Source organism: Gilliamella sp. B14384G10 (assembly GCF_016101685.1).
In the GTDB taxonomy this organism is placed as follows: domain Bacteria; phylum Pseudomonadota; class Gammaproteobacteria; order Enterobacterales; family Orbaceae; genus Gilliamella; species Gilliamella apis_A.
The window spans coordinates 850165-862509 of the sequence record NZ_JACFQA010000001.1 but is presented as its reverse complement, the minus strand read 5'-3'; the positions used below and the strand labels follow the sequence as shown (position 1 = coordinate 862509).

General features: G+C 33.4%; 9 protein-coding genes. 8 read left to right on the top strand and 1 reads right to left on the bottom strand.

The genetic code is table 11. The features are described from left to right. Positions 1 to 24 precede the first annotated feature (24 nt). The 8 genes from H3T54_RS03855 (at position 25) to H3T54_RS03820 (ending at position 9989) form a co-directional block, all read left to right on the top strand. Positions 25 to 513 carry an OmpH family outer membrane protein gene (locus H3T54_RS03855; RefSeq protein WP_198221012.1) on the top strand — a complete coding sequence of 163 codons (489 nt, stop codon included), beginning with the start codon at positions 25 to 27 and terminating at the stop codon, positions 511 to 513. Continuing rightward, a complete protein-coding gene (gene lpxD, locus H3T54_RS03850; protein ID WP_198221010.1) occupies positions 513 to 1541 on the top strand; it encodes a UDP-3-O-(3-hydroxymyristoyl)glucosamine N-acyltransferase in 1029 nt (342 codons plus the stop codon). The genes H3T54_RS03855 and lpxD overlap by 1 nt, the downstream gene beginning before the upstream one ends. A 108-nt stretch (positions 1542 to 1649) precedes the next feature. Beyond that, the gene (gene tig, locus H3T54_RS03845; protein ID WP_198221009.1) at positions 1650 to 2951 is read left to right on the top strand and encodes a trigger factor; all 1302 of its coding nucleotides are present in this window, start codon (positions 1650 to 1652) and stop codon (positions 2949 to 2951) included. Between the two features lie 92 nt (positions 2952 to 3043). After that, positions 3044 to 3646 carry an ATP-dependent Clp endopeptidase proteolytic subunit ClpP gene (gene clpP, locus H3T54_RS03840; RefSeq protein WP_294882269.1) on the top strand — a complete coding sequence of 201 codons (603 nt, stop codon included), beginning with the start codon at positions 3044 to 3046 and terminating at the stop codon, positions 3644 to 3646. A 20-nt stretch (positions 3647 to 3666) separates the two neighbouring features. After that, a complete protein-coding gene (gene clpX, locus H3T54_RS03835) occupies positions 3667 to 4932 on the top strand; it encodes an ATP-dependent protease ATP-binding subunit ClpX (RefSeq protein WP_198221007.1) in 1266 nt (421 codons plus the stop codon). A gap of 172 nt (positions 4933 to 5104) precedes the next feature. Beyond that, complete coding sequence (lon, locus tag H3T54_RS03830; protein WP_198221005.1) at positions 5105 to 7516, top strand: endopeptidase La; 2412 nt, start codon at positions 5105 to 5107, stop codon at positions 7514 to 7516. 149 nt (positions 7517 to 7665) lie between these two features. After that, a complete protein-coding gene (locus H3T54_RS03825) occupies positions 7666 to 9534 on the top strand; it encodes a SurA N-terminal domain-containing protein (protein ID WP_198221003.1) in 1869 nt (622 codons plus the stop codon). Between the two features lie 152 nt (positions 9535 to 9686). Further along, a complete protein-coding gene (locus H3T54_RS03820) occupies positions 9687 to 9989 on the top strand; it encodes a ComEA family DNA-binding protein (protein ID WP_110447133.1) in 303 nt (100 codons plus the stop codon). 40 nt (positions 9990 to 10029) lie between these two features. Here the strand turns inward: H3T54_RS03820 and priA are convergent, their stop codons facing one another. Next, positions 10030 to 12198 carry a primosomal protein N' gene (gene priA, locus H3T54_RS03815; protein WP_198221000.1) on the bottom strand — a complete coding sequence of 723 codons (2169 nt, stop codon included), beginning with the start codon at positions 12196 to 12198 and terminating at the stop codon, positions 10030 to 10032. Positions 12199 to 12345: the final 147 nt, after the last annotated feature.

Sequence of the window (12345 nt, the reverse complement as noted above, 5' to 3'; positions counted from 1 at the left end):
AACTAAAATATATAGGTGAATAAAGTGAAAAAAATTATATCTGTTCTTGGTCTTAGTGTTGCATTACTTTTTACTGGTGTAGCAAATGCTGAAATTAAAATTGGTGTTATTGATGTTATGTCCGTGTTACAACAAATGCCACAACGAGAAACGGTTGGAAAAGCTTTAGATAAAGAATTCGAAGCGAGAGCGAAAACACTACAACAAGAAGAAAAGAAAGCTAATGATGCGGCAGCTCGTTTAAAGAAAGATGGTTTAACTTTATCGTCTTCTGAAAAAACAAAATTGAATAAAACTATTTCTGATTTTGAAAATAAAGCAAAAGCTTTTTCAAATGATTATCGTAAACGAGAAACAGAAGAAGCCAGTAAATTATTAACTAAAATTCAAGAAGCTGTTAAAAAAATAGTTGAAGAAGAAAAATATGATTTAATATTAAAAGCAGAAGCAACTTTATCGGCTTCAGATGCAGTTGATATTACAAATAAAGTTTTGGAAAAGGTTAAAAATTAATGTTTGCTTTTCGTTTAGAGCAATTAGCTGAACAGTTGGGTGCTACTTTATACGGTGATGGTGAATTAATCATCACTGGTGTGGCATCAATGACAAGTGCAAAGCAAGGTCAAATAACTTTTTTGTCCGATAAGAAATTCCAAAATAATTTATCTAGTTGTGATGCATCTGCTGTTGTCATGACTGAAGATAGTCTTAAATATTGGAGTGGGGCAGCTTTAATCGTAAAAGATCCTTATTTATGTTATGCAAAATTAGCCCAAATTTTGGATACCACTCCTTTGCCAGCTAAAGATATTGCTGATTCAGCAGTTATCGATCCCACTGTGAAACTAGGTAATAATATTGCTATCGGTGCAAATGCCGTTATCGAAAGTGGTGTTGTTCTTGGTGATAATTGTATTATTGGTGCCGGTTGCTTTATTGGCAAGGATACAATTATCGGAGCGGGTACTAAACTATGGTCTAATATATCTATATATCATAACTGTGTTATTGGTGAAAATTGCTTAATTCAATCAGGAACTGTAATCGGCGCTGATGGGTTTGGTTATGCTAATGATAAAGGTAAATGGATAAAAATTCCTCAACTAGGGCGAGTTGTAATAGGTAATAATGTTGAAATTGGCGCATCAACAACCATTGATCGTGGTGCTCTAGATGATACTGTTATAGGCAATGGTGTCATTATTGATAATCAATGTCAAATAGCTCATAACGATATTATCGGTGATTATACCGCTGTTGCTGGGGGTGTAATCATGGCTGGAAGTTTAACTATTGGTCGTCATTGTTTAATTGGTGGTGCAAGCGTCATTAATGGACATATGGAAATTTGCGATCAAGTTACAGTAACAGGAATGGGAATGGTAATGCGTCCAATTACCGAACCTGGTGTATATTCATCGGGAATCCCATTACAACAAAATAAAGTATGGCGTAAAACAGCTTCATTAGTATTACATATTGATGAAATGAATAAACGTTTGAAAGCACTTGAGAAGAAGCAGTTAAATATCTCGACGTAGTCGATTACGGTCGGTATAATGCTTTCCTATTTTGTAAAATTAATTAGCTCAATTATTGTTTATAATATGATTATGAGCGAGTATATTTAATAATTTCGAGGTATAAAGATGCAAGTTTCGGTAGAAACAACACAAGGTTTAGGTCGTCGTTTATCAATTACTATTAAATCAGAAGATATCACTAAAGCGGTTAATAAAGAACTTTTAAATACTGCTAAGAAAGTTCGTATCGATGGTTTTCGTAAAGGCAAGGTTCCTTTAAAAATTGTTGAGCAACGCTATGGTGCTTCTATTTTACAAGATGCTTTAAGCGATTTAATGCAACGTAATTTTATCGATGCTATCATTCAAGAAAAATTAAACCCAGCTGGTGCACCAGTATATACTCCAACAGAATATAAAGATGGTGAAGATTATACTTTTACCGTTGAGTTTGAAGTTTATCCAGAAATCAAAATTAAAGATTTAGATAAAATCGAAGTTGAAAAACCAGTTGCCGAAGTTGTGGATGCAGATGTGGAAACAATGATTGAAACTTTGCGTAAACAACAAGGTTCTTGGAAAGTTGTTGAACAAGAAGCTAAAGAACAAAACCGTGTTACTCTCGACTTTTTAGGTAAAGTTGACGGTAATGAATTTGAAGGTGGTAAAGCTGATGATTTTGCTCTTGTTTTAGGACAAGGTCGTATGATTCCTGGTTTTGAAGATGCAATTATTGGTCATAAAGCTGGTGATCAATTTGATATCAATGTAACTTTCCCAGAAGATTATCATGCTGAAAACTTAAAAGGTAAGCCTGCGGTATTTGCTGCTACACTTAAGAAAGTTGAAGAGCTTGAACTTCCAGAACTTACTGAAGATGTGGTTAAAAGATTTGGTATTGCTGATGGAACAGTTGAAAGTTTACGTGCAGAAGTACGCAAAAATATGTTACGTGAACTTAATGCTACAATTCGTAATAAAATTAAATCACAAGCTATTGATGGTTTAGTTAAAAATAACAATACTGAAGTTCCTGCCGCTTTAGTTGATCGTGAAGTTGATGTGTTACGTCAACAAGCGGTTACTCGTTTTGGTGGTAATGCTAAACAAGCAATGGATCTTCCTAAAGAGTTATTTGAAGCAGAAGCTAAACGTAGAGTATTAGTTGGATTGCTATTTAGTGAAATTATTGAAAGCAATAAATTACAAGCTGATGATACTAAAGTTCAATCGTTGATTGATGAAATTGCAACAGCTTATGAAGATCCAAAAGAAGTAGTAGATTATTACCGTAAAGATAAGAAAGCAATGGATAATATTCGTTCTGTTGCGTTAGAAGATCAAGTAGTTGATTTATTATTATCTAGTGCTAAAGTAACAGAGAAAACCTATTCGTTTTCTGAATTAATGAATCAGCAAGTTGCATAAGCAATTTGTTATTTTATTTAATTAAAAAATTTTTTATAAAGCCCAAATAAGGATTAACTGTTTGGGCTATTTTGTTTAATTAGGAGATGAAAATGCCTTTAGAACCATGCATGAGTGTGATTCCAATGGTTGTTGAGCAAAGCTCTCGAGGAGAAAGGGCTTATGACATTTACTCACGACTATTAAAAGAAAGAATTATATTTTTGACTGGACAAGTCGAAGATAATATGGCGAATCTAATAATAGCTCAAATGCTTTTTCTTGAAGCAGAAAATCCTGAAAAAGATATTCATTTATATATTAACTCTCCTGGTGGAGTTGTAACTGCTGGTATGGCTATATATGACACGATGCAGTTTATTAAACCAGATGTTAGTACTATCTGTTTAGGACAAGCATGCTCAATGGGCTCTCTACTTTTGACAGCTGGAACTAAAGGTAAACGTTACTGTCTACCGAATGCTCGTGTTATGATTCATCAACCTTTGGGTGGTTTTCAAGGTCAAGCATCCGATATTCAAATTCATGCTCAAGAAATTTTGCAAGTTAAAAGTCGATTAAATAATATCTTGTCAATGCATACAGGGCAGGATATAAGTGTGATTGAAAAAGATACAGATCGAGATAATTTCATGTCAGCTGAAAGAGCGGTTGAATATGGATTAGTTGATGCCATATACAATAAGCGTTCTTAAATATTAAATAGGTGGTAAAAGTGGATAAAGAAAACTCAGAAAAATTACTCTATTGTACTTTTTGTGGAAAAAGTGAGCATGAAGTCCGTAAACTAATTGCTGGGCCATCATCTATTTATATTTGTAATGAATGTATTGGTTTGTGTAATGATATTTTAAAAGAAGAGAGTAAAAATTTTCTATCTCATGAAGAATTCATAAGTAAACCATTGCCAACTCCTCATGAAATACGTGATCATCTTAATGAATATGTCATTGGTCAAGAACGAGCAAAGAAAGTATTATCTGTGGCTGTTTATAATCATTATAAACGCTTGCGTAGTTATTCTATTCGTAGTGATGTAGAGTTAGGTAAAAGTAATATTTTATTAATCGGTCCAACTGGTAGTGGTAAAACACTATTAGCTGAAACATTAGCGCGCTTTTTAGATGTTCCTTTTGCAATGGCGGACGCAACAACTTTAACCGAAGCAGGTTATGTTGGCGAAGATGTTGAAAATATTATTCAAAAATTATTGCAAAGTTGTGATTATGATGTAGAAAAGGCCCAACGAGGAATTATCTATGTTGATGAAATAGATAAAATCTCAAGAAAATCAGATAATCCATCTATCACACGAGATGTATCAGGTGAAGGGGTACAACAAGCATTATTAAAAATAATTGAAGGTACAGTGGCATCGGTTCCTCCTAAAGGTGGACGTAAGCATCCGCAACAAGAATTTTTACAAGTTGATACCTCGAAGATTCTTTTTATTTGTGGTGGTGCGTTTAGTGGCTTAGATAAAGTTATTGAAAATCGAGTTTCTACTAATACTGGTATTGGTTTTGGTGCAGATGTAAAAAGTAGCAAAAATAAAGCAACAGAGTCTGAATTACTAGCTCAGATTGAGGCAGAAGATTTGGTCAAATTCGGTTTAATTCCAGAATTTATTGGTAGACTACCTGTCATTGGCACTTTATCGGAACTAGATAAAGATGCTTTAATTAATATATTGACAGAGCCTAAAAATGCCTTAACTAAACAGTTTAATGCATTATTTGAATTAGATGGTGTAGAACTAGAATTCACGAAAGAGGCTTTAGAGGCAATTGCCATTAAAGCTATGAAACGTAAAACAGGTGCTAGAGGATTACGTTCAATTGTGGAAAATATATTGTTAGATACAATGTATGATTTACCATCAATGGATAATGTAAAAAAAGTACTTGTTGATAAAGAAACGGTTGATCAGTTGCAATCACCTAAATTAATTTATAGTGAAAATGCAGAATTGTCTGCTTAATAGGTAAACTAATAAATTTTTTAAGCAGATAAGTTACAGTTAATGTTCAGCAGCCTAAAATACGTAGGTGCTTTGATAGTGCTTACGTATTTAAAACGTCAAAGGAAAAGCTTGAATATCTTTAAATGGCCCCAATATAAGACAGATAAGTTTGTACTACCGAGAGAATAAAATGAAGACAAAACAAACTAAACAAATGATTATGCCTATTTTACCATTACGTGATGTTGTTGTATTTCCTCATATGGTGATTCCTCTCTTTGTTGGTCGAAATAAATCAATTCGTTGCTTAGAAAGTGCAATGGAAATGGATAAGCAAGTTTTCCTTGTTACGCAAAAGCATCCTTCCCAAGATGAACCAAATGTTGAAGATTTATATGAAGTAGGTACCGTAGCTAATGTATTACAGTTACTTCAATTACCAGATGGTACAGTGAAAGTACTGGTTGAAGGGGTTACTCGAGCTAAAATTGTTGATATTGTTGAACGAAAAGAAGATGATTTTTTAATAGCCAATATCAAACCCTTAAAAGAGTCGAAGAAAACAGATAAGATCAATCAAGCAATGACAAGGGTACTACTGTCAAACTTTGATGATTATGCCAAACTTAATAAAAAAGTAACACAAGAAGTTGTTGATTCTATTCATCTTATAAAAGAACCATCACAACTTGCTGATTCCATTGCCGCAACCTTGTTTATAAAAGTTGAACAAAAACAAGATATTTTGGTTACGGCGGATTTAGAAAAACGTTTTGAATTACTTATTTCATTAATGGAAGCTGAAATCGATTTGTTACAAGTAGAAAAAAATATTCGTCAACGAGTCAAGCAACAAATGGAAAAGGCTCAAAAAGAGTATTATCTGAATGAGCAAATTAAAGCAATCCATAAAGAGTTAGGTGATATAGATAATAAACCTGATGAATTTGAAGAGTTAAACTTAAAAATTTCTAAGGCAAAAATGCCTCAAGAGGCCAAGGAAAAAACGCTATCCGAACTAAATAAACTTAAAATGATGCCAGCTATGTCGGCTGAAGCAACTGTGGTTCGAGGTTATATCGATTGGATGTTACAGTTACCTTGGCATAAACGTAGTAAAGTAAAAAAAGATATCCAAGCAGCACAAAAGGTATTAGATAAAGATCATTATGGGCTTGAGCGTGTAAAAGATCGAATATTGGAATATTTAGCCGTACAAGGGCGTGTTAATAAAGTAAAAGGTCCAATTTTATGCTTAGTAGGTCCTCCGGGTGTCGGTAAAACGTCATTAGGCCAATCTATTGCGAAAGCAACTGGACGACAATATGTGCGTATGGCATTAGGCGGTGTTCGTGATGAAGCAGAAATTCGTGGTCATAGAAGAACTTATATCGGATCCATGCCGGGTAAATTAATCCAACGGATGGTTAAAGTTGGGGTTAAAAATCCCCTATTTTTGTTAGATGAAATTGACAAAATGGCTTCTGATATGCGAGGTGATCCAGCTTCTGCATTGCTTGAAGTACTTGATCCAGAACAAAATAATGCATTTAATGATCATTATTTAGAAGTAGACTATGATTTATCTGACGTAATGTTTGTGGCAACGGCTAATTCCATGAATATCCCAGCCCCATTACTTGATAGAATGGAAGTCATCCGACTGTCTGGTTATACGGAAGATGAAAAATTAAATATAGCTAAGCAACATTTAATCTCTAAACAGATTGCTAACAGCGGTTTAAAAGCCAAAGAAATTGATATTGATGACTCCGCTATTATCGGTATCATTCGCTATTATACTCGTGAAGCTGGAGTGAGAAGTTTAGAAAGAGAAATAGCTAAAATTTGCCGTAAAGTGGTTAAACAACTGGCTTTAAATAGTAAATTACATAAAGTGAATATTAATCAAGATAATCTAAAAGACTTTTTGGGTGTACAACGTTTTGATTATGGCAAATCAGAAAGTGAAAATCGAATCGGTCAAGTTACTGGTTTAGCATGGACGGAAGTCGGTGGCGATTTATTGACAATTGAATCGGTAAGTGTTGTCGGGAAGGGGAAATTAACTTATACCGGCTCTCTTGGTGATGTAATGCAAGAATCGATTCAAACTGCACTGACTGTTGTTCGTTCGCGAGCAGAAAAACTTGGTATCAATAACGATTTTTATGAAAAACGTGATATACATGTGCATGTTCCTGATGGAGCTACGCCTAAAGATGGTCCAAGTGCAGGTATTGCGATGTGTACCTCGTTGGTATCAACTTTAACCGGTAATCCAGTTCGTTCTGATGTCGCGATGACCGGTGAAATAACTTTACGAGGTGAAGTATTACCAATTGGTGGATTAAAAGAAAAGTTATTAGCCGCTCATAGAGGTGGTATTAAAACAGCATTGATTCCTATTGATAACGTTAAAGATCTTGAAGATATCCCAGATAATGTGAAATCTGAAATTGAGATTAAACCAGTAAAATGGATTGATGAAGTATTAACTATCGCCTTACAAAATAATCCATTTGGTATTGAACCTGTAACAGGAAAAGCGAAAAGCAAAAAAGCTAGCGCGAAATCTAGTAGAACTACTAAAAAAGTATAAATGTGTTTGCTAAATTTCTGAAGTGAGATGAATAAAAAGTCAACCGTGTGTTGACTTTTTTTATCGACTTTTAATTGAATAATAGCCTATTTTAGCAAATATGCTATACTTGCGAAATTCAAATTCAGGTGTATGGAGAATAGCCAGTTATGATGGAAACAATTAGAACAGCAGCAAACAGTGTTGTTGTTAAAATAATCTTTGCAATCATTATTTTATGTTTTATTTTTACCGGCGTTGGATTTTTTGGTTTTGGTGGTAGTGGTAATAGCGCCAATGATGAGCAGTTATACATTGCTAAAGTTGATGGTGAAGGTATCAGCCGAGCAGGATTTGAAGAGCAAGCTAAACAGGCGATTGAAAACACTTCCGGTGATGCTTCTCTTATCAAAATGTTGCGTCGAAATATTTTAGCTCAGCAAATAGATAATTATTTAGCTTATCAGTTCGCGGACAAAATTAATACCGCTATTAGTAACGAAAGTATAAAAAACTATATTAAACAACAAAGAGTTTTCTTTATAGACGGTAAATTTGATAATCAGAACTATTTAGATTTACTGGCTAAAAATGGTTTCACTCCTGATAGTTATGCTGAAATCTTAAAAACGTCATTACAACAACAACAAGTTATGGATGCTTTAGTTCAATCAAGTTTTGTTCTGCCATCTGATTCCGAAATTGGATTATTAAAAAATCAAACGAGAAATGTTTATGCGACGGTAATTGATTCATCAATTGATGATAATAAAGATATAAATATTTCTGAAGCGGATGAACAAAAATATTATAATGAACATCAAAATGATTTTCATAAGAAAGAACGTGTAAAAATTAAATATATTTACAATTCAAAAGACCTTATTGCGAATTCAGTTAAAGTCAATGAAGATGAAGTTAAAGCTGAATACAATAAAAACATTCATGAATATAGTTATCCTGCTCAAAAAGCGTTCAGTGTCATTTTTGTAACAGATAAAGCACAAGCTTATAAAATAACTAAAGAATTGGCTGCAGGTGCTAATTTTGAACAAATAGCACAATCTATCAATTTAAATAACGATATTTCACCGTATGGTAAGAATGGCGCATTAGGCTGGTTTGCTGAAGATAGTTCTTTACCTGAACTATTTAAAAAAGCAAAACTAAAGAAAGTTAACCAAATTTCAATGCCAATACCAACTGATGATGGATATGCAATAATTAAGTTAGATGGTGAGCAGCCAGCCAAAAGTATGGATTTTAATTTGGTAAGAGACAGAATTGAAGCAAGCATAGCTAATCAAAAAATACAAAATGAATTTAATGCAATTGAAGATAAAATTAAAATTGCATTAAGCGAATCACCTAAAACTATTGAGGAGTTAGCTGAAAAAACAGGACTGACTGTAAATACGACTGATTGGACAACTTATCAAGATCCTTTTTCAATCATGAATCATCCTGAAATAAGCGATTTAGTCTTTAGTGAAGAAATGATAACTGATGGTCAGTTAACTCATAAAATATCTGATTTAATTCCAATTGAAAGAAAACAAGGTAGTTATGATTTTGTTATTCAAGTTATTGATAATCGTGCTGAAGGAATAGCGCCATTTGATGAAGTTAAAGATGCCATTAAACAACAATTAACTAAAGATATATCTGATAATCGTTTTAAATCTAATGTTGAAAACCTATTAGCTGAATTAAATACTACTGGCAAATCAGATAAAATTAGATTAAGTCAAAGGTATGAGTTAAATAGAGACTCAACCGATTTAGATAAACAAGTTGTCGATATGGTATTTAATTTAGAGCAACCGATTAAAGGTGTTAAATCTATGGTTTATGGAGCAAAACTATTAGAAAACAATACCGCTTATATTGTTGCATTAACTAAAGTAAATACTCCAACTGAGTATCAAGATATTTCATCAGAATTATTACCATTATTTGCTGCTGATACTTATTATTATCTTCGCGATGATATTCGTTCTAAATCAAAAATTGAAATAATGCCTGATGCTAATATGTGATTGAGATCGAAATAAATTTCTATTAGCTGTAATTAAAGCAAAGCCACTTAGGTGGCTTTTCGCATTTCTATTATAAGTAAAATTCATTTTATTAACTTAGTGAGATAGTTAACTTGCAAGTTTAGTTGCATAATTATTTTGGAGTTAATCAAATGAAAATTTTTACAATATTATGTTTTTTATTCTCAAGCATCTTTTTTCCAACTATCTGTTTTGCAGAATCAAAATCAGAAACTACTACAGCGGTAGAAAAACAAGTTGCTCAAGTTAATATCAACACGGCAACAGCTGAAGAATTAACTAAAGAGTTAGTTGGTATTGGTATGAGTAAAGCTCAGAAGATTATTGAATATCGAGAAAAATTTGGTCCTTTTATTTCTATAGAGCAGTTAAAAGAGGTTTCAGGTATTGGTCAAGCAACACTTGATAAAAATATAGGAAAAATTACATTATAAATTTAGTCTCTTCCAACAAATTGCCTGTTGGAAGAGTTATTTAATTATCAATTGGATCAACATCAATATTCCATCTTACTTTTGATGCTTCGTTCCACTGAGTGATATTCATAAGAAGATTATCTAATATTTGCTGTAATAATTGTCGGTTGCTATGTTGCAAGAGTAATTGCCAACGATTATATCCCGCTTTTTTCGGTTGGCTTGCAGGCATAGGGCCAAGTTGCCATAAATTTTGATCATAATTCGCTTTTAGCCAATCATGAATACGCTGTAAAAATTTTGGTGCTTGCTGGTTATTACGATCAGCGGCACGAATTAACACTTGATAGCTAAATGGAGGTAATAATGTTTGCTTGCGTTCTTGTAAGGTTTGTTTGGCAAATGCTTGATAACCTTGAGTTAGTAATATATTCAATAATGGATGTTCTGGATGATAGGTTTGTAGAATAACCTCACCAGCTTTTGCTTCCCGACCAGCTCGTCCTGACACCTGGGTATATATTTGTGCAAATCTTTCTGTGGCTCTAAAATCACTTGAAAATAGAGCTCCATCAACATCCACTATTCCAACTAATGTAACATCGGGAAAATGATGTCCTTTAGCCAGAATTTGCGTACCAACTAAAATATGAGCACCGCCTTCTTGGATGTCATGTAAATAAGTGTTTAATGCCTCTTTTTTGGTTATTGTATCGCGATCAATACGAGTGATTTTTACATTCGGAAATAATATATTGAGTTGTTTTTCTAGTTGTTCTGTTCCAAATCCAATAGGTAATAATTGCGTTGAACCACATTTAGGACATTGTTGGGGAATGTCTCTAGGTGTATCACAATAATGACAAATTAGTCTATTTTGTTTTTTATGAAAGGTATAAGGTCGATCACAGCGTGGGCACTCGGCAATCCAACCGCAATCATGACAAATGATTAATGGCGCAAATCCCCTACGATTAAGAAACAACATAACTTGATTATTATTATCTAAATGTTCTTTTATCTGGGCAATTAATGGCTGGGAAAGTCCAGAAGCCAGAGCCATGCCACGAATATCTAAAATAGATTGTTTGGCTAATCTTGCATTGCCAGCCCGTTGTGTAAGCTTAATTTGCTGATACTTATGGCTTTGGGCATTATTAATGGTTTCAAGAGAAGGGGTCGCCGAACCTAAAACTATAGGTATATTTTCAATTTTAGCTCGGATAATTGCTAAATCTCTGGCATTGTAACGCCAGCCTTCTTGCTGTTTGTAGGAACTATCATGTTCTTCATCAATAATAATGATACCTAAATCTTGAAATGGAGTAAAAAGTGCTGATCGTGTACCGACGACGATAGCATTGTCACCAGCTTTACTTCTTAACCAAACTTCAAAACGTTCCTTATCAGTAAGGCCTGAATGTAAAATATCAATTGGGGCATTAAAACGTTGTTTAAAACGTTTGATAGTTTGTGGAGTTAAACCAATTTCAGGTACTAATACTAAAGCTTGTTTCCCTTGCGCTAAAACATCAGAAATGATATTTAGATAAACTTCCGTCTTACCAGAACCTGTTATACCATCAAGCAAAAATACACCAAATTGTTTGTTTTGTTTATTAATCGTTGTGATTGCATTTAATTGTTCATGATTTAATTGGATAGGTGCTTTGTTGGTTGAATAATTTGTCTGCCAACAAATTTTATCAGGTTGACGATAAACAAGCTCAATAAGCTGTTTTTTCTGTAATTCTTGATAGATATTAGAATTAAATTCACTTTCATTCAAACAGTTGTTTCTGAGTGAAGATACTAATAATTTCTGTTTTGGTGTTCGTGATAGTAGGTTTAAATCAATTTGTTGCCCTTTTGGTGTTAATTGCCAATGTTTTATGCCATCTTTGATGGCTGGTCGACCTTGCCTTAATAGGATTGGCATAGCATGAAATATTACTTCACCAATTGGGAAGTGATAATAACTGGTTGCCCAATTTAATAATTGCCAGACTGGTTGAGGAAAGAGGTTTTTTGTATCAATAATTTCTATAATAGGTTTTAAATTTTCGATATCAAAAGTTGTTTGCAGATCAATCTTAACGATGATTCCAATCATCTCTCGTTTACCAAATGGCACTTTAACCCGCATACCAATTCCAGCTTGCGTAGTAAGTGTGTAATCAAACAGTTGATAGAGAGGCACTGGTAAGGCTACATGGGCAATCAGCATTAACAATCACTATTACAGTTATAAAAATTGCTATTGTACGCAGATTTTATTTAACTCGCAAAAATTACGCAGATTAATTAATTATTTCAAAATTAAATATTCAAAACTTTATGTATACGCTAGTAGTATCGATAAACAAAATTTGTT

What these genes read in the sequence shown, in the direction of transcription:
- lpxD (WP_198221010.1), top strand. Translation starts at nt 513, where the DNA reads ATGTTTGCTTTTCGTTTAGAGCAATTAGCTGAACAGTTGGGTGCTACT.
- tig (WP_198221009.1), top strand. Translation starts at nt 1,650, where the DNA reads ATGCAAGTTTCGGTAGAAACAACACAAGGTTTAGGTCGTCGTTTATCA.
- clpP (WP_294882269.1), top strand. Translation starts at nt 3,044, where the DNA reads ATGCCTTTAGAACCATGCATGAGTGTGATTCCAATGGTTGTTGAGCAA.
- lon (WP_198221005.1), top strand. Translation starts at nt 5,105, where the DNA reads ATGAAGACAAAACAAACTAAACAAATGATTATGCCTATTTTACCATTA.
- H3T54_RS03825 (WP_198221003.1), top strand. Translation starts at nt 7,666, where the DNA reads ATGATGGAAACAATTAGAACAGCAGCAAACAGTGTTGTTGTTAAAATA.
- H3T54_RS03820 (WP_110447133.1), top strand. Translation starts at nt 9,687, where the DNA reads ATGAAAATTTTTACAATATTATGTTTTTTATTCTCAAGCATCTTTTTT.
- priA (WP_198221000.1), bottom strand. Translation starts at nt 12,198, where the DNA reads ATGCTGATTGCCCATGTAGCCTTACCAGTGCCTCTCTATCAACTGTTT.